General features: G+C 72.8%; 21 protein-coding genes and 1 tRNA gene. 14 read left to right on the top strand and 8 right to left on the bottom strand.

Going from position 1 to position 16,877, the window contains the following annotated elements:
* Positions 1–44: 44 nt before the first annotated feature.
* The 6 genes from LHA35_RS16820 (at position 45) to LHA35_RS16795 (ending at position 4,652) form a co-directional block, all read left to right on the top strand.
* On the top strand, positions 45–1,376 hold the full coding sequence (locus LHA35_RS16820; protein WP_226610068.1) for a TrkH family potassium uptake protein: 1,332 nt from the start codon (positions 45–47) through the stop codon (positions 1,374–1,376).
* A complete protein-coding gene (locus LHA35_RS16815) occupies positions 1,369–2,040 on the top strand; it encodes a potassium channel family protein (RefSeq protein ID WP_226610066.1) in 672 nt (223 codons plus the stop codon). The genes LHA35_RS16820 and LHA35_RS16815 overlap by 8 nt, the downstream gene beginning before the upstream one ends.
* Before the next feature lie 254 nt (positions 2,041–2,294).
* A complete protein-coding gene (locus LHA35_RS16810) occupies positions 2,295–2,870 on the top strand; it encodes a hypothetical protein (RefSeq protein WP_226610064.1) in 576 nt (191 codons plus the stop codon).
* Between the two features lie 14 nt (positions 2,871–2,884).
* Positions 2,885–3,550: an NUDIX hydrolase gene (locus LHA35_RS16805; RefSeq protein WP_226610062.1), complete on the top strand. Its 666-nt coding sequence runs from the start codon at positions 2,885–2,887 to the stop codon at positions 3,548–3,550.
* Positions 3,550–3,834, top strand: a complete 285-nt coding sequence (locus tag LHA35_RS16800) for a hypothetical protein (RefSeq protein ID WP_226610060.1) — start codon at positions 3,550–3,552, stop codon at positions 3,832–3,834. The genes LHA35_RS16805 and LHA35_RS16800 overlap by 1 nt, the downstream gene beginning before the upstream one ends.
* A 182-nt stretch (positions 3,835–4,016) precedes the next feature.
* Complete coding sequence (locus tag LHA35_RS16795) at positions 4,017–4,652, top strand: FMN-binding negative transcriptional regulator (protein WP_226610057.1); 636 nt, start codon at positions 4,017–4,019, stop codon at positions 4,650–4,652.
* A gap of 65 nt (positions 4,653–4,717) precedes the next feature.
* Here LHA35_RS16795 and LHA35_RS16790 read toward each other — a convergent pair whose 3' ends face one another.
* The 5 genes from LHA35_RS16790 to LHA35_RS16770 all read right to left on the bottom strand — a co-directional run bounded on the left by LHA35_RS16790 (position 4,718) and on the right by LHA35_RS16770 (position 7,632).
* Positions 4,718–5,581: a DMT family transporter gene (locus LHA35_RS16790; RefSeq protein WP_226610055.1), complete on the bottom strand. Its 864-nt coding sequence runs from the start codon at positions 5,579–5,581 to the stop codon at positions 4,718–4,720.
* A 287-nt stretch (positions 5,582–5,868) separates the two neighbouring features.
* A complete protein-coding gene (locus tag LHA35_RS16785) occupies positions 5,869–6,147 on the bottom strand; it encodes a hypothetical protein (RefSeq protein ID WP_226610052.1) in 279 nt (92 codons plus the stop codon).
* Complete coding sequence (gene folD, locus LHA35_RS16780) at positions 6,147–7,010, bottom strand: bifunctional methylenetetrahydrofolate dehydrogenase/methenyltetrahydrofolate cyclohydrolase FolD (protein WP_226610050.1); 864 nt, start codon at positions 7,008–7,010, stop codon at positions 6,147–6,149. Before folD ends, LHA35_RS16785 begins: the two co-directional genes overlap by 1 nt.
* Positions 7,007–7,324 (bottom strand): DUF167 domain-containing protein, encoded by a 318-nt coding sequence (locus LHA35_RS16775; RefSeq protein ID WP_226610047.1) that lies wholly within the window; start codon positions 7,322–7,324, stop codon positions 7,007–7,009. Before LHA35_RS16775 ends, folD begins: the two co-directional genes overlap by 4 nt.
* On the bottom strand, positions 7,321–7,632 hold the full coding sequence (locus LHA35_RS16770; RefSeq protein ID WP_226610044.1) for a YggT family protein: 312 nt from the start codon (positions 7,630–7,632) through the stop codon (positions 7,321–7,323). The genes LHA35_RS16775 and LHA35_RS16770 overlap by 4 nt, the downstream gene beginning before the upstream one ends.
* Positions 7,633–7,771: 139 nt before the next feature.
* On the opposite strand from LHA35_RS16770, the gene LHA35_RS16765 reads away from it, so the two are divergent.
* Positions 7,772–7,847 (top strand) — tRNA-Ala (locus LHA35_RS16765).
* A gap of 597 nt (positions 7,848–8,444) precedes the next feature.
* Here the strand turns inward: LHA35_RS16765 and LHA35_RS16760 are convergent.
* Positions 8,445–9,164 (bottom strand): response regulator transcription factor, encoded by a 720-nt coding sequence (locus LHA35_RS16760; RefSeq protein WP_226610041.1) that lies wholly within the window; start codon positions 9,162–9,164, stop codon positions 8,445–8,447.
* 293 nt (positions 9,165–9,457) lie between these two features.
* Between LHA35_RS16760 and LHA35_RS16755 the strand changes: the two genes are divergently transcribed.
* A complete protein-coding gene (locus LHA35_RS16755) occupies positions 9,458–10,711 on the top strand; it encodes a cation:proton antiporter (protein WP_226610038.1) in 1,254 nt (417 codons plus the stop codon).
* Positions 10,712–10,910: 199 nt separating this feature from the next.
* On the top strand, positions 10,911–11,411 hold the full coding sequence (locus tag LHA35_RS16750; protein WP_226610036.1) for an HdeD family acid-resistance protein: 501 nt from the start codon (positions 10,911–10,913) through the stop codon (positions 11,409–11,411).
* Between the two features lie 50 nt (positions 11,412–11,461).
* Here the strand turns inward: LHA35_RS16750 and LHA35_RS16745 are convergent, their stop codons facing one another.
* Positions 11,462–11,782, bottom strand: a complete 321-nt coding sequence (locus tag LHA35_RS16745) for a c-type cytochrome (RefSeq protein ID WP_226610033.1) — start codon at positions 11,780–11,782, stop codon at positions 11,462–11,464.
* A 326-nt stretch (positions 11,783–12,108) separates the two neighbouring features.
* Between LHA35_RS16745 and LHA35_RS16740 the strand changes: the two genes are divergently transcribed.
* The 4 genes from LHA35_RS16740 (at position 12,109) to LHA35_RS16725 (ending at position 14,927) form a co-directional block, all read left to right on the top strand.
* Positions 12,109–12,690: a chromate transporter gene (locus LHA35_RS16740; RefSeq protein ID WP_226610030.1), complete on the top strand. Its 582-nt coding sequence runs from the start codon at positions 12,109–12,111 to the stop codon at positions 12,688–12,690.
* Positions 12,687–13,211 (top strand): chromate transporter, encoded by a 525-nt coding sequence (locus LHA35_RS16735; protein ID WP_226610027.1) that lies wholly within the window; start codon positions 12,687–12,689, stop codon positions 13,209–13,211. The genes LHA35_RS16740 and LHA35_RS16735 overlap by 4 nt, the downstream gene beginning before the upstream one ends.
* 100 nt (positions 13,212–13,311) lie before the next feature.
* On the top strand, positions 13,312–13,872 hold the full coding sequence (locus LHA35_RS16730) for a DUF2937 family protein (RefSeq protein ID WP_226610025.1): 561 nt from the start codon (positions 13,312–13,314) through the stop codon (positions 13,870–13,872).
* Between the two features lie 377 nt (positions 13,873–14,249).
* Positions 14,250–14,927: a protein-L-isoaspartate(D-aspartate) O-methyltransferase gene (locus LHA35_RS16725; RefSeq protein WP_226610022.1), complete on the top strand. Its 678-nt coding sequence runs from the start codon at positions 14,250–14,252 to the stop codon at positions 14,925–14,927.
* 73 nt (positions 14,928–15,000) lie between these two features.
* Here LHA35_RS16725 and LHA35_RS16720 read toward each other — a convergent pair whose 3' ends face one another.
* A complete protein-coding gene (locus LHA35_RS16720) occupies positions 15,001–15,192 on the bottom strand; it encodes a hypothetical protein (RefSeq protein ID WP_226610020.1) in 192 nt (63 codons plus the stop codon).
* 141 nt (positions 15,193–15,333) lie between these two features.
* Between LHA35_RS16720 and LHA35_RS16715 the strand changes: the two genes are divergently transcribed.
* Positions 15,334–16,761, top strand: a complete 1,428-nt coding sequence (locus LHA35_RS16715; RefSeq protein WP_226610017.1) for an FAD-binding oxidoreductase — start codon at positions 15,334–15,336, stop codon at positions 16,759–16,761.
* Positions 16,762–16,877 lie beyond the last annotated feature (116 nt).

Below are 16,877 nucleotides of genomic sequence, written 5' to 3'. Positions count from 1 at the left end.
GCCCAGCCCCGTAAGGCCCGTTCCCATCGGCGGAGAGCATCGCCTTGCCCCCTGCGCTGCAGCATCCGGCCCGGCTGGTGCCGCTGGCCTTCCTCCTCGCCATCGCGCTCGGCACCATCCTGCTGATGCTGCCCATCTCCCGGGCGGGCGAGGGGAGCGCCCCCTTCCTCGTGGCGCTCTTCACCGCCACCTCGGCGGTCTGCGTCACCGGCCTGATCGTGGTGGACACGCCGACCTATTTCTCGCCCTTCGGGCAGGTCGTGATCCTGCTCCTGTTCCAGATCGGCGGTCTCGGCATCATGAGCGGCGCCACGCTGCTCGGGCTGCTGGTCAGCCGCCGGCTCAGCCTCAGCACCCGGCTGATCGCCCAGGCCGAGACGCGCAGCCTCGCCCTTGGCGATGTCACCGCCATCCTGAAGCTGGTCCTGCTGGTGACGGTCGGGGTCGAGCTGGTGACGGCCGGCCTCCTCGCGCTCCGCCTGCGCCATGCCTATCAGGAACCCTGGGGAGAGGCGCTCTGGCACGGCCTGTTCCAGGCGGTCTCCGCCTTCAGCAATGCCGGCTTCTCCACCTATTCCGACAGCCTCATGGGCTTCGCGCGTGATCCGCTCATCCTCGGGCCGATCATGCTCTCGGTGGTCCTGGGCGGCATCGGCTTCCCCGTCCTGCACGACCTGCGGCGGGAGCCGCGGCGGCCGGGGCGCTGGTCGGTGCACAGCAAGATCACGCTCCTCGGGACAGGCGCGCTCCTGCTCGGCGGGATGCTGGCGGTCCTCCTCTATGAATGGGGCAACCCCGCGACCCTCGGGGCGCTCGACCCCGCGAGCCGGGTGCTGGGTGCCGCCTTCCACTCCGTCATGACCCGGTCCGGGGGGTTCAATGCCACCGATGTGGGGCAGATGCGGCCGGAAACCCTCACCATCAGCTATGGCCTGATGCTGATCGGCGGCGGCAGCGCCGGCACGGCCGGCGGCATCAAGGTGACGACCTTCCTGGTGCTGGGCCTGGTGATCTGGGCGGAGATCCGGGGCGAGCCCGATGTCACGGCCTTCCGGCGGCGCATCTCCCGCGACGTGCAACGGCAGGCGCTGACCGTCGTGCTGCTGGCCGTCGGCCTGGTAGGGACGGGGACGCTGATCCTCCTCAGCGTCAGCGACTTCCCGCTGGAGCGGGTGGTCTTCGAGATCATCTCCGCCGCGGCGACCGTCGGGCTGTCCACCGGGATCACCCCCGACCTCCCCCCGGCCGGGCAGGTCGTGATCGTGGTCCTGATGTTCGTCGGCCGGGTCGGGACCATCACCGTGGCCACCGGCCTCGCCCTGCGCAGCAAGCGGAGCCCCTACCGCTATCCAGAGGAGCGCCCCATCGTTGGCTAGGAACACTCCCCCCGGCGGCGACGGCGTCGTCGTCATCGGCCTCGGCCGCTTCGGCGGCGCAGTGGCGGAATCCCTCGTCCGCCTCGGCCACGACGTCCTCGGCATCGACGAGAATGCCGAGCTGGTGCAGTCCTGGGCCGACCGCCTCACCCATGTGGTGCAGGCGGACACCACCAACAGCGAGACCCTGCGCCGCCTCGGCGTGCAGGATTTCGCCCGGGCCGTGGTCGGCATCGGCACCGATATCGAGGCCAGCGTGCTGACCGTGCTCGCGCTCAGCGAACTGGGAATCGCGGATATCTGGGCCAAGGCGCTCGGCCCCAAGCATGGCCGCATCCTGGAGCGCACCGGGGCCCACCACGTGGTCTATCCGGAGGCCGCGATGGGCGAGCGCGTCGCCCATCTGGTGACCGGCAAGATGATCGACTTCATCGAGTTCGACGACGGCTTCGCCATCGTCAAGACGCGGGCGCCGCGCGAGGCGATCGGCCGCACCCTTGGCGAGTGCGCCCTCCGCAGCAAGTACGGCGTCACCGTCGTCGGCGTGAAGCGGCCGAAGGCGGACTTCACCTATGCCAAGCCGGAGACGCGGATCGAGCAGGGCGACCTGCTCATCGTCTCCGGCCCCACCAGGCTGGTCGAGGCCTTCGCGGCGATCACCTGATACGAAACGCCGTTGATGGTGACCCATCAACGGCCCCTCAATCGCCGGGCGGTTTGCTCCGCAAACCTTGGCTACGCCGCACTGGCGGCGGCGCCCGTCCGGGCGCCCGGCATGAATGGGGCATTCATGCCGCAGGTATGAGACGGGCTGGGTCCCTGCGCGGCCTGCCCGTCCGGGCATTGTTCCAGCGGGCAAAGCTGCGCTACCCCTGGCCGGCCCGCGGTCCTCCGCCGGCGGGCTCCGGACGAGGGGGGATGCCTGACCCGATGCGCACCATGTCGATTGCCGCGCTGCTGCTGGCTGCGCTGCTGCCGGCCGGCGAGGCCCTGGCGCAGCCCGCCTGCCCGGGCCACCTCTCCGCCACCGCCTTGCGGCCCGTGCCGCGGGATGCGGTCTATGGCATCGCGCTCAGCAGCGACGACGCCACCAGCCGGGCGCTGCGGGAGCAGGTCTTCGCGGCGCTCCGCGCTGCCGGGAAGCGGGTGGGGGAGCCGGCGACGCATGTCCTCTCCTGGCGCGGCAGCATCGGGACGAATGGCGCCGCCGGGCGGACGCCCGACCCTTTCCGCCTCGATGACAGCGACCGCTTCCATGACAGCGACGACCTGCACTGGATGCAGGACGTGCCGCGCCTCGCCCGCCGCGCCGCCCCGCCGGTGCGCCGCCTGAACGGCAGCGTCGAGCTGCGCGACCGCGCCACCGGCCGCGTGGTCTGGACCGCGGTGATCTCCTGCGACCGCCGGGGCAATGACCAGGCGGCGCTGATCGGCACCCTGGTCGGCGCGGTGGTGCCGGTGATCGGGCAGACGGTGGCCGGGCGGGCCTTCTGAACCGGCCGGGCGGGGTGCCGGCGGCACGGGCCGATGCGGCCTGGCGCCTGGGCTACCGCGCCGCCTTCCTGCTGGCCCGGCTCTGGTGGGCCCTGCGGCGGCCGGCGCGGCATGGGGGGATGGTCGCCGTCTGGCATGGCGGCCGGGTGCTGCTCCTGCGCCAGTCCTACCGCCCCGGCCTGACCTTCCCCGGCGGCGCCCTCCGCCGGGGCGAGGACCCGGCCATCGCCGCCAGCCGCGAGTTGCGGGAGGAGGTGGGGCTGGCAGCGCCGGCTCCGCGCCTCCGCCGGGCCATGAGCGTGATGGCCCGCTTCGAATCCTGCCGCGACCAGGTCACGGTGTTCGAACTGGCGCTGGACGCCCCGCCGCCGCTCCGCCCCGACAACCGCGAGGTCGTCTGGGCGGGCTTCCTCGACCCGGCCGAGGCGCTCCTCGACCCGGGGATGCCGCCGCATGTCCGGCGCTACCTGGAAGGGCGGATGAGTCCGGCCCGGCTTCCATCCTTGGCCCGATCCGCCACCCCCGTTCCTGCTCCCGCGGGAGCAGGCCGCGGCGCTTGCTCGGGGCCGGGATCGGCCGGGGAGGCATGGCCGCCCCGGCCCGACCCTGCGGCATCCCCGGGCGCCTTGGAACCGCGTCGCGCCCCCGGCGTTCCGCTGCCGGACCAAAGGAGCAGGTGATGCCGAATGTGAAGGGAAAGGGCACCGGCGAGCCGGGCTGGACCGGGGAGGAGAAGCGCCGGGGCGCGCCCAACACCGGTGATGCCGGCGCGGCGGGCGAGGCGGCGCCGAAGGCCGGCTATGGCGGCGGCGATCGCGCCGCAACGGAATCCGCCGCGGCGCGCACCGACCAGGACTCGCGGGAGGCGGACCGGGAGGCCCATTCCCAGGGCCGCAAGCCCGGGGAGCACGGAAAGGCCGGGGACGCCGCGAAGGGCGGGGAGCGGACCCCGAAGGCCGGGTGAGCGCCCGCCGCCGCCCGTGACCGCCGCGCCGCCGGTTGACGGGTGGCGCAAGTCAGGGGAGCGGGCGAGGGGCCGGCACGGGAAGCACGGGCCCGGGCCGCCGACAGGGCCCACCGCCGCGCAACCCCGCCCCGCGTCCGGCGCCGTTGCGGGCGCGCCCGGATTTCCGGCACGCTCCCGGCATGTACAACCCGCCCGCCTTCCGGGAGGACCGCCCGGAGATCCTCTACGGCCTGATCCGCGCCGCCCGCCTCGCCCTGCTCGTCTCGAACGGCGCGCAGGGCGTGCCGGAGGTGACCCATCTGCCGCTGGTGCTGCTGGAGGAGGAGGGCATGCTGCTCGGCCATGTCGCGCGCGCCAACCCGCACTGGCGGGGCCTGCGCGAGGCCGGCCGGGCGCTCGCGGTGTTCCAGGGGGCGGAGGGCTATGTCTCGCCCAATTGGTACCCCTCCAAGGCGGAGCACCACCGCGTGGTGCCGACCTGGAATTACGAGGCGGTGCATGCCGAGGGGCCGGTCGAGCTGATCGAGGATCCGGCCCGGCTGCACGCCATCGTCTCCCTCCTGACCGACCGGCAGGAGGCGAGGCAGCCGCGTCCCTGGGCCGTCGCGGATGCGCCCGAGCCCTTCGTCGCGGGACAGCTCAAGGGCATCGTCGGCGTCTCGCTCAAAATCGAGCGGCTGACCGGCAAGCGGAAGCTGAGCCAGAACCGGGCGGAGCCGGACCGCGCGGGCGCGGAGGCGGGGCTGGCGGCGAGCGCGGATCCAAGGGACCGGGCCGTTGCCGAAGCCATGCGGACCGTCGCGGCAACCACCTGATGGAGGGGGCGCCGGCCCCCAGGCACCCCCGCCAGGGGGCAGGCGCCCCCCGGACCCGGCCCGGCTCAGCGCCTGGCGCGGAACAGCAGCGCCAGGCCGGAGAGTGTCACGAGGCCGCCCAGGACGTCCGTCCAGGCGAGGCGCTCACCCAGCAGCGCCCAGCCGAACACCGCGGCCAGTGGCGGCGCCAGCAATTGCAGCGCCGCGGCGGTCGCCGGCGGCAGCCGCTCCAGCATGACGAAATAGAGGGCATAGCCGCCGACGCCGACCACCAGCACGCCATAGGCCAGCGAGAGCACCAGGGTGAGGCTCGGCGCCCCGGGCAGCGCCGGCTCCGCCAGCGCGGCCAGCACCAGCAGCGTCACCGCCGCGACCGCCGTCTGGGCCGCATTGGCGGTCCAGGGCTCCACCCGCCGCCGGGCCGGGGCGAAGGCCAGGATGCCGGCCGCCTGGCTCAGCGCCCCGGCCAGCGCCAGCCCCACACCCCACAAGGCGCCGTCCGCCATGCCGCCCGGGCCGCGGCCCACCCCCAGCACGGCCACGCCGAGCCAGCCGAGCCCGAGCCCTGCCCAGGCCAGCGGCGGCACCCGCTGCCGCAGGAACAGCACCTCCCCCGCCGCGACGAAGAGCGGCGCGGTGGAGGAGAGCAGCGCGACCAGGCCGGAGGGCAGCACGGTCGAGGCCGTCCAGGCGCCCGCCAGGTACCCCGCCGTGCCGAAGACGCCCATCGCGGCCAGCCGCCAGGCATCGCCCCGGCGCGGCAGCGCCGCCCGTCGCCAGGCCACCACCGCCAGCAGGATGGGCACGACCAGGACAAAGCGCGCCGCGAGGCCCCAGAGCGCCGGCCATTCCGGCACAACGCCCTTGATAGCGGTGAAGGCCGAGGCCCAGATCGAGACGAAGAGAAGCCCGAGGCCAAGCCCCGCCATCGATGCCTCCCCGGGCCGGCGGGGCACGACTCCGGCAGCCGGCCCCGTGATGATCGGCGCCTGCGCGCCATCGGCCGCCGCGCGCCTTGCCCTGTGCCGCCCCGAAACGGCCGCCGCGCAGCGCCTAGCCCCGACCTGAAGCGCTGCGGACCGCAGCCGGCAGACCCGGCGGGGGCCGTGGCGGCCTGCTGCGGATCGCGCTCATCTCTGAACGCGCATCCGGTGGTGTTCCTTGTTTCTCGAGCGGAGCCTCGCTCCCGGGCGTTCACGCCCCTCCGCGATCTGCTCTAGTCCCTTGGCAGCCGCTTTGCCATCTCGGCCAGCAGGGACTGCATCTCCTCGAGCTTCGCCTCCAGCGCCGCCCGCTGCGCCTCCGCCCGCTGCAGCGCCAGGCCGATGCCGCCGATCGCCACCAGGGCGAGGGCGGAGACCGCGCCGGTCCCGGCATAGAGCAGCCGGGCCCGCGACCAGCCTTCTCCGCCCCAGGGCGTGGCGCCCCAGGCGAGGTCGGCGCAGAACAGCAGGGCGATGATCCCGATCCCCTGCAGCAGCCGGTGCAGCACCATCAGGTGACAGCCCCGCGGCGCCGCAGCGCCGCTTCCAGCGTGTTCTCCAGCAGGCAGGCGATGGTCATCGGCCCGACGCCGCCCGGCACCGGGGTGATGGCCGCGGCGCGCACCGCCGCCTCGGCGAAGGCGACATCGCCCACCAGCCTGCCCTGCGGCGTGCGGTTGATGCCGACATCGATGACCACGGCGCCATCCCCGATCCAGTCGCCGCGCACCATCTCCGGCCGCCCGACCGCCGCCACCAGGATCTCCGCCCGGCGGCACTCGGCCGCCAGGTCGCGGGTGCGGGAATGCGCGATGGTGACGGTGCAGTCGGCATCCAGCAGCAGCTGCGCCATCGGCCGCCCGACGATCATGCTGCGCCCGAGCACCACCGCCCGGGCGCCGGCGAGCTTCGCCCCGGCCTCCCGCAGCAGGTGCATGACGCCCTTCGGGGTGCAGGGAACCAGGCCCGGCTGCCGCGTGGCGAGGCGGCCGGCATTCACCGCGTGGAAGCCGTCCACATCCTTGGCCGGGTCGATGGCGGCGATCACCATGTCCGGCCGGATCTGCGGCGGCAGCGGCAGCTGCACCAGGATGCCGTCCACCGCCGGGTCGAGGTTCAGCGCCTCGATCAGCGTCAGCAGATCGGCTTCCCGCGTCTCGGCCGGAAGCTGGATGGTGGCGCTGTCGAAGCCCGCGGCCGCCGCGGCGCGGTCCTTGTTGCGGACATAGACGCCGCTGGCCGGGTCGTCCCCGACCCGCACTACCCGCAGGCCGGGCCGGAAGGGCAGGGTGGCGATGCGGGCGGCGAGCCGGCCGCGCAGCCGCTCCGCCACCGCCTTGCCATCGATGATCTGCCCCGGGGGAGGGGATGTCATGCCAGCGCCTCCAGCAATGCCTCGACCCTGGGCGCCAGGGCCCCGGGGTCACCGGCGATGAAAATCAGCTTCTCCCGTGCCGCCTGTCCCTGCGCGACCTCCGCCGCGGAGGGCGGCAGGCCGAGCGCGCGGGCGAGGGCGGCGCAGACCGCCCGGTTCGCCCGCCCATCCTCCGGCGCCTCGGTGACGGCAAGGCGGAGCCGCGGCCCGTCTGCGCCGGGGGCGAGGCCGAGCAGCCCGGCGCGCTTCGCGCGCGGCTGCACCTTCACCCGCAGGGAGACGCCGCCCGGCTCTGCCCGCCACCAATTGCTCAAAAATACATCCCGCCCCGGAGCAGGGAATTGCGGATGGCGCCCAGCAGGATCTGCCCCGCGGTGATCAGCAGCAGCACCACCAGCGGGGAGAGGTCGAGCGGGCCGAAATTCGGCAGCACTCTCCGGATCCGGCCGAAGAGCGGCTCGGTCACCCGGTAGAGGAAGTCGGAGACGGTCCAGACCAGCCGGTTGCGGGTGTCGAGCACGCCGAATTGGATCAGCAGCTGGACGATGACCGCCAGCAGCACGGCCCACCACAGCAGGTCGAGCACCGCGCTCGCCAGGAAGAACACCACATCCAGGAACATCAGCCGATCCCGCCAGAAACGCCGGCGCAACCTAGTGACGGGAAAACGCCGCGACAAGCGCAGGGGGCGCTTGACCTGCACCGCGCCCTGGGGCATATCGCCGCTCCCCGCGGAACCCCAAGCCCGCGGGAAGTGGTACGGGGCTGTAGCTCAGTTGGGAGAGCGCGTCGTTCGCAATGACGAGGCCAGCGGTTCGATCCCGCTCAGCTCCACCATTTCCCCCCGCTCCTCGCAGACCTGATCCGATAGCGCTTCATCGCGTGTTGCCGGACTCCATCGGGCCAGTTCCCGTCACGGAGCGGCGCGAGGATCTCATCCGGCACCCGCGCACCGGGCAGGCTGCCCGGCCAGGGCGTCCCCCTACTGCTCCGCAGGTCGAGCGCGCGATTGGGGCAGGGGAGGCCGGCAGCCTCGTTGCCGGCTGGCCGGCCTGAATGCCGCCCCGTTGCCCGACGGCTGCCTTCGGACCCGAGGCGCGGCGGCGGCATCCAGACCGGCATGCGCTGCCACCGGCACCACGCCATGCGGCTTTCATCAGGGGGCGCATCATCAGCTGTGGGTGTCACGAGGCTGCATTGTCGGCCTGCGTGTTGCCAGCCTTCCTGCCGTGGGTCGGCCGCGGCGGCTCCGGCGGATGGCGTTCGGAACTGTACGCCAATCCACCGGAGGTCATTGATCGCAGGGCAGATCCGCGCTCCGGGAGCTTCACGCCCGTCCGCGATCTACGCGCGGGCCTGCGTGCCTCCGTGACCGTCCTTCCGCCGCAGGTCGTGGCGGCGGAGCCCGGGCGCGTCTCCCGCGCCCTGCGCCCGTCAGGCGGCGAGGCGTTCCGCCGCCCGCGGCTCCAGCCGGTAGGCACCGCGATCGGTCAGCAGAAGCTGCGGATTGGCCGGGTCGGACTCCATTTTCTGCCGCAGGCGGTAGATATGGGTCTCCAGCGTATGGGTGGTGACGCCGCTGTTGAAGCCCCAGACATCGGCCAGCAGGGTGGCACGGTTCACCGGCGCGGCATTGGCGCGCAGCAGGTATTTCAGGATCCGGCATTCCTTGTCGGTCAGCCGCACCTTGCGGTTCTTGGCCGGGTCCAGCAGCAGCCGGGCGCTCGGGCGGAACTGATAGTGCCCGATGGTGAAGACCGCATCCTCGGAGTTGTCGAAGACCCGGAGCTGGGCGCGCAGCCGGGCCAGCAGCTCCGACAGGCGGAAGGGCTTGGCGACGTAATCGTTCGCGCCGGCTTCCAGCCCGCGGACCACGTCGGTCTCGGCATCCGCGCCGGTCAGCATGATGATCGGCAGCTTCCGGCCCTCGCGCCGCAGCCGCGCGCAGAAATCACGCCCGTCGCCGTCCGGCAGCCCGATATCGAGCAGGATGGCATCATAACGGGCATCCGGCGCATCCAGCTTGGCCGCGGCCTCGGCGGCGCTGGAGGCCTCATCCGCGGCGAATTCGCCGTCCTGGGCGATCTGTTCGGCCAGGGTGGCGCGCAGTGTCGCATCATCCTCGACGATCAGGATCGGGCGGGCCAGCGTCATGGAACTCTCCTTCGTTGGGCAGTTCGGGGTGATATCGCGCAGTCGGTAAAAATTTGCGCAGCTGCTCAACCGGTGAGATTGAATACGCGATATCATGTTCGGCCCAAAGCACTAAGCGCCTCCGGGCGAACACGATGCTGTGGGCCGAGCCGTGTTCACAGCATTTAGACAATTTAAGTATCGGCGAGGGATGCGGAGATCCCAGGGCAGGAAAGCGGCAATCGCGCGGCAGCGACCGGACTGCCCTAACCGCGTTGGGCTCTCACCTCATCCGACCGGACACATCCCGACGCATGGATCCCTACATCACCCTGCTGGCGGGGACCGGTGCGCTGATCCTCCTCGTTGCCTGGCTGCCCATGGCGCTGAAGGAGCTGCCGCTCTCGCTGCCGATGTTCTGTGTCGCCTTCGGCTTCGCCGCCTTCGGCCTCTCGGCCGGCGATACGCCGCACCCGCTGCTCTATCCGGAGGTGACGGAGCGGCTGACCGAGCTGGTGGTCATCGTCGCCCTCACCGGCGCCGGGCTCAAGCTGGACCGGCCCTTCGGCTGGCGGAGCTGGTCGCTGACCTGGCGGCTGCTCGGCCTCGCCATGCCGCTCTCGATCCTCGGCATCGCGCTGCTCGGCCACTGGCTGCTCGGGCTCGGCGCGGCGGCGGCGGTGCTGCTCGGCGCCGCGCTGGCCCCGACCGATCCGGTGCTGGCGGCCGATGTGCAGGTCGGACCGCCGCAATCGGGCGAGGAGGACGAGGTCCGCTTCACCCTGACCGCCGAGGCCGGCCTGAATGACGGGCTGGCCTTCCCCTTCGTGAACCTTGCCGTCGCGCTGGCGCTGAACGATGCGCTGGCGGGCGATTGGGTCTGGGAATGGGTCGCCATCGATGTCGCATGGAAGCTGTCGGCCGGGATCGGGGCCGGCCTGACGATCGGCGCGGCGCTCGGCTGGCTCAGCTTCCGGGTGCCGAACCGCGCCCGGCTGTCGCGCACCGGGGATGGCTTCGTCGCCCTCGGCGTCACCTTCCTCACCTATGGCGTGACGGAGATGATCCATGGCTACGGCTTCCTCGCCGTCTTCGTGGCCGCGGTCGCCATGCGGGCGGCGGAGCGGCAGCACCGCTACCATGACCGCCTGCACGATTTCGCCGAGCAGACCGAGCGGCTGCTGATGATGGTGATCCTGGTGCTGTTCGGCGGCGCGCTGGCCGGCGGGCTGCTGGCGCCGCTCGACTGGTGGGGCGTGGCGGCGGCGCTGCTCTTTCTCTTCCTGGTGCGGCCGGCCGCCGGGCTGCTCTCCCTGCTCGGCGCGCCGGCGCCGCTGCCGGAACGGGCGGCCGTGGCCTTCTTCGGCATCCGCGGGCTCGGCTGCTTCTACTACCTGGCCTATGGGCTGAACGAGGCGCCCTTCCGGGAGGCCGAGCAGCTCTGGGCGGTGCTCGGCCTCACCGTCCTGATCTCGATCATCCTGCATGGGGTGACGGTGACGCCGGCCATGCGGATGCTGGACGACAAGCGGCGCGTGCAGGGTGTCCTGCCCCTCGGGCGCGGCTGAGGCACCATCGCGGCGCCGGTCCTCGCATTGTCATCCCCGCCGCCTGGCGCAGCCGCTGCCGCCCGGCCTTGGTTCCGGTGATGCAGCCGAGGGAGCCACAACCATGTCCGCCAGCCCGGCCAACCCGCCCAGCCTCGAAGGCCGTTTCCCCCTGGTCCGCCGGATGGCGGCGGGCTGGTGAGTCTTCGGGCTTCGCGGCGTGGTGGCGATCCTCTTCGGCCTGGTGGCCTTCGCCGCGCCCGGGGCCGGCCTCGCCTTCATCCTCGGCGTGCTCGCGGCCTGGATGGCGATCGAGGGCGTCTCCACCCTCTATCAGGCCGTAAAGGGCCCGCCGGAGCGCCATGGGGTCTGGTTCTGGGTGGACGGCATCATCTCCATCCTGGCGGCCCTCGTGGTGCTGCTGGCCCCCGGCCTCTCGGCCCTGGCCCTGGTGCTGGTCACCGGGTTCTGGAGCCTCGCGATCGGCGTCACCCGGATCGTCATGGCCTTCCGGCTGGGCAGCATCCTGATGGGGCTGTTCGGCGCCATCGCCGTTTTCCTCGGCGCCTGGCTGGTGCTGAACCCGGGGCCGGGGCTGCTAGCGCTGGTCTGGCTGGTGGGGCTGGAGGCGCTGGTGGCCGGCGCGCTGATGATCGGCCTCGGCTGGCGGCTGCGGCGTATCCGCAACGACCCGCACGGGCCGGCGATGGGGCGCGGCTGACGGAAGCCGGCGGGGAGGGACCCCGGCGGCCAGGATGACGCGTAGTCCGGTCAGTTCTGCCGGCGGAGGCTCAGCAGATAGGCAGTGATCGCATCCGCCTCCGCCGGGCTGCGATCGGTGTCGAGCATGTGCAGGTGCAGCTTCGTCACGAATTGCCGCATCCACGGCCGGGAGATGCGCGGGTCCTGCGCCAGGTCACGGAAGGCGGGCGCATCGGTCCATCCCGCGCCGCCCTCGGGACGCACCACATGGCACCGCGCGCAATACCGCTCCGCCAGGCGCTGCCCCTCGGCGGCCGTCGCCCGCTGTGCCTGCGCCGGCGCGGGCAGCGCGAGCAGGACAAGGGCCGCGATCCCGATCGCAGGACCCACCCATCGAGCAAGGCCCAGGGCTCCGGGCAGCGATGTGCAAGGGCTGGCGGCATTGCTCATGGTAAACCTCCCACTGCCCGGCGGCACGCCCTGATCTTGGCAAGCCGATCGACCCCGTGTCGTGCCTCAAATCGCCAACACTTCCTTGGCGCCGCCGGGGGGCCGGGGGCGGGCCTGCTGTCGCGCGGAAGGGCATGGGGGGGCCGGACCGGCCGCGCGGGAGCGCCCTGGCCGCCGGTTCGCGCGGGGAACACGGGTTGCGGCGGGCCCGGATGGACCCCTTCCCGATTTCCGGCGAGCATGGCGCCCGATCGGAGAGACATGCCTTGCCCGAAGCGCCGCCAGCGACCGTTGTTCCCACCCGCCTCGACCTCTTCCTCGGCTATCTCAAGATCGGCCTCTTCGGCTTCGGCGGGGTCGCCGCCTGGGCGCGCCGCGTCATCGTCGAGGAGCGGCGCTGGCTGACCGAGCGCGAATATGCCGAGGTGCTCGGCCTCGGCCAGGTGCTGCCCGGCCCCAATGTCGGCAATGCGGCGGTGATGATCGGGCGGCGCTTCCATGGCCTTGCCGGCGCGCTGCTGGCGACGGCCGGGATCTACTGCGCACCGCTGCTGATCCTGATCGTTCTCTGCCTGCTCTATGACCGCTACGGCCAGTTGCCGGAGGTGGCGCCCGCCATGGCGGGCATCGCCGCCGCCGCGGCCGGCATGGTGATCGGCACCGCGATGAAGATGGCGGGGAAGCTGAAGCTGGCGCCGGAGGCGCTGGTCCTCCTGCTGCTCGCCACCTTTGCCGCCGCCTGGCTGCGGCTGCCCCTGCCGCTGATCGTGCTGGCGCTGGCGCCGCTCTCCATCTTCGCCTCGCTCTGGCGGGCCGGGCTGATCCTGAACGGGGCGGCCTCCCGATGACCCTGCTGCTGCAGATCCTGCTGACCTTCGCGATCCTGTCCCTGGTCGCGGTCGGCGGGGCGAACGCCGTGCTGCCGGAGATGCACCGCCAGCTCGTCGAGCTGCGCGGCTGGCTGGACGACGCCACCTTCGCCCAGCTCTACGCCCTGGCGCAGGCGGCGCCCGGGCCGAACATCCTGGTCGCCAGCGTCATGGGCTGGCGCATCGCCTCCTGGGGTGGGATGGCGATGGCGACGCTCGGCATGCTGCTGCCGGCGGCGGTGCTGGCCTGGGGTGTCGCCGGGCTGACGCACCGACTGCGCGGCGCGCCCTGGCTGAAGCCGGCGCAGGGCGGGCTGGTGCCGATCGCGGTCGGGCTGCTGCTGGCGGCGGGGCTGGTGATGGCGGAGGCGTCGAGCCAGTTCGGTCTGCTGCCGCTGATCGTCGTCGCGGCCTCCACGCTCTTCGTGTGGCGGACGAACTGGAGCCCGCTGTGGGTGCTGGCGGGCGGGGGGATCCTGGGACTCGTGCTGCTGCGCTGAGGCCACGGGGCGCCTTCCGGCCGCGCGATCCGGATACGCCGGATCGCCCGCGCGTTGCCTCCCGCGCCGGGGCTGGGCCGGTGCAGGGCGGGAGGCAGGGATGGCGGGGTTCGTCGCGCGCTGGCTGTCGGATGCGCTCCGGCTCATCCTGCCGCTCGCCCTTGCCCTCGCGGCCATGCAGGTGCCGGCCATCGCCCATGGCTATGCCACCGCGCTGCTGCAGATCGCCGAGGATGCCAGGCGCGACATCGAGCAGCGGAAGGCCGCGGCCCGGCAATTCTACCGCGATGCCGGCATCTCGGACGAGGCGGTCATCGCCGCGCTGCGGCGGGTGGAGCCGGCGAATGCCCAGGCGCTGGCCGCCTCGGTGGAGCGCGCAGGCGCCCTGCGCGCCGCCCATGACCGCATTCGGGCCGACCCGCCGCTGCTGCAGCCGGTGACCGCTCTGCTCGACCTGGCCGAGGACCCGCGGGGGGACAAGCGGGCGGTGCTGCGCACCGCGCTCGAGACCCATGTGGCGCAGGTGATCCTGAGCGCCGCGGCGGTGACCTACGGCCTCGTCGGGCTGGTGGCGGGATCCTTCCTGGCGGAGCTGGTCGTCTCGCTGGCCGGTACTCTCGCCGGGCTGGGGCGGGCCGGGACGCACCGACCGGCGAGGTAGCGCGGATTGCGCAGAGGCGCGATGCACCCGCCGGGGAGCCATCCATCCGGAGGCGGGACGCCAGGCCCGCGGCCCGGCAGGGGCCGCACGCTCGGGTGATGGGCCTTGCCAAGGGAGGGGCGGCCTCCCCAGACCAAGGCGAGGCTGTCGTGACGGCCAGACGGCGCAGGGCTCGCGGCGCAAGGCTCGTCCCGCGGAGGGGAGGGCCGTCGCCGCCATGCCGGCGGAGCCGGACATCCTGAAGCCCCGGACCGGGCAGGCCACGGACAGCCTCGCCGATGGCGTCCACCCGCCAGGTTCCGCCCACCATGGCAAAGGGGGAGGGCGGCGCGCGCGAGAGGCCGCAGACGGCGTGACCGGAGGAAGGGCCGCCCGCCATGAAGCCGATGACCGACAAGCATTTCGCCACCCTGCGCCGGCACATGGTCGAGGTGATCGAGATCCATGCCGACCTGCTGGACGAGGAGCTCGGCCATGCGACGCTCGACCGGCGGGTGCTGGCGGCGATGCTGCGCGTGCCGCGCCACGTCTTCGTGCCGCCGCAACTCGCCACGCTCGCCTATCAGGACACGGCGCTGCCGATCGGCTTCGACAAGACCATCTCGCAGCCATTCATCAATGCGCTCATGCTGGACCTGCTCGAGCCCGAGCCGGATGACGTGGTGCTCGAGATCGGGACCGGGCTCGGCTACCAGGCGGCGGTCCTGGCCGAGCTCGCGGACCGGGTCTGGAGCGTCGAGATCGTCGAGGAACTGGCGAGCCAGGCCGAGGCACGGCTGCAGCAGCTCGGCTATGCGACGGTCGGGATCCGCGTCGGCGACGGCTCCCGCGGCTGGGCGGAGCATGCGCCCTTCGACAAGATCCTGGTGACCGCCTCGGCCGAGCAGCCGCCGCCCGCGCTGCTCGATCAGCTCAAGCCGGGCGGGCGCCTGGTCATGCCGCTCGGGCCGGCCGAGGCGCAGCAGCTCATCGCCATCGACAAGGACGCCGCGGATCACGGGCGCATGCGGGGCTCGATCCCGGTGCGCTTCGGCCGGCTGGAGACCGTGCTGTGAGGATGGCCCGGGCCGGCGGCGCGCCGGGCAGGCCGCGCGGCGGGCGCGGTCCAGCCCCGCGGATGCCCCGCCGTCAGAACGCGATCCGCGTCCCGAGATACCGGCTCCGCCCCTCGCCGGGATAGAAATGCGGCGCGAAGGCTGGCGGCTTCCCGTCCTCCTCCAGCACCGTGGTTTGCAGGCCATCGGCGGTGCAGATCTCGACCGCATGGCCGTCGGCCCCGGCCGCGAGCGGCGCTAGCCCATGCGCGAAGGCTGCCGCCACTGCACGGCCAGCAACAGGGCGAGCGCCACCGGCGGCCAGGGCCCGCGACCGACCATGGCCGGCCTGCGGTGGAGCGCGCCGCGCGTCATCCCTGCGGCCTTCGCAATTGACCGGCGCGCCCTTCCGGCGGAGTGTCCGGCCATGCCCGACGACCAGCCTCTGCCGTCCCCCCTGCTCGACCGCCTCCATGCCCTGCTCGGCCCGCGCGGGTTGCTGACCGACCCGGCCGACCTGGAACCGCACCTGTCCGACTGGCGGAACCTCTACCGGGGCAGCACGCCCTGCGTGGTCCGCCCCGGCACGGTCGCGGAACTGGCCGAGGCGGTGAGACTCTGCGCCGCCGCCGGCACGCCGCTGGTGCCGCAGGGCGGCAATACCTCGATGGTCGGCGGCGCGACGCCGGATGAGGGCGGGCGGCAGGTGGTGGTCTCGCTTGCCCGGCTGAACCGGGTGCGGGACATCGACCCGCTCGATATGACCATGACGGCCGAGGCGGGGGTGGTGCTGAAGGCGGCGCAGGATGCGGCGGCCGCGGCCGGCTGCCTCTTCCCCCTCTCCCTCGGCGCCGAGGGGACGGCGACGGTGGGCGGCGTGCTCTCCACCAATGCCGGCGGCAACACCACCGTCCGCTACGGCAATGCGCGGGAGCTGATGCTGGGCCTCGAGGTCGTGCTGCCGGACGGGCAGGTCTGGAACGGGCTCAGGCGGCTGCGCAAGGACAACACCGGCTACGCGCTCAGGCACCTCTTCGTCGGCGCCGAGGGGACGCTCGGCTTCATCACCGCCGCCGTGCTGCGCCTCTTCCCCCGCCCGCGGGAGACGGAGGTCGCCCTCTGCGCCGTGCGGGACGAGGATGCCGCGCTCGGCCTGTTCCGCCGCTTCCGCGACCGGGACGAGGGCGCGGTGCGCGCCTTCGAATACATGTCGGGCGAGGGGGTGGGCTTCTACGCGCGGCATATCGAGGGCGGCACGGTGCCGCTGCCCGGGCATGACCACTACGTGCTGGTGGATCTCGCCTCCTCCCGCCCCGAGGCGGGGCTGCGCGCCCTGATCGAGGCGGTGCTGGAGGAGGCGCTGGAGGCCGGGGAGGTGCTGGACGCGACGATCGGCGAGAGCGAGGCGCAGCGCCACGCCATCTGGCGGATCCGGGAGGAGCATCCGGAGGCGCAGAAGCGCGAGGGGGCGAGCGTGAAGAACGACGTCTCCGTCCCCGTCTCCAAGGTGCCGGAGCTGATCCGCCGCGCCTCCGAGGCCTGCCGCCACCTGATCCCCGGGGTGCGGCCGGTGCCCTTCGGGCATCTGGGCGACGGCAACATTCACATGAACCTGGAGCAGCCGGTGGGTATGGACCCGGCGGCGTTCCTGGCCCGCAGCCACGACATCATGGAGACGGTGAACGAGGTGGTGCGCGACCTCGGCGGCAGCTTCTCGGCCGAGCACGGGATCGGGCGACTCAAGACCGACATGATGGAGGGCTGGCGCGGCGGGGCGGAGCTGGAGCTGATGCGCCGGATCAAGGCGGCGGTGGACCCGCAGGGGCTGATGAATCCGGGGAAGGTGCTGCCCTAGACCTTTATTGCCCTGACTGTGCATAGCCGCAGTGTTGGAAGTAGGCGGCGCACTCGCTCGGACTGAAGCGGTCGAGGAGACTGCCGATGGTATCCCAGAGGGTGCCGACGGTCCTG

It is taken from the genome of Roseicella aerolata, from assembly GCF_020523605.1.
In the GTDB taxonomy this organism is placed as follows: Bacteria; Pseudomonadota; Alphaproteobacteria; order Acetobacterales; family Acetobacteraceae; genus Paracraurococcus; species Paracraurococcus aerolatus.
The sequence above is the reverse complement of the archived record's forward strand: the minus strand, read 5'-3'. Positions and strand labels throughout refer to the sequence as shown.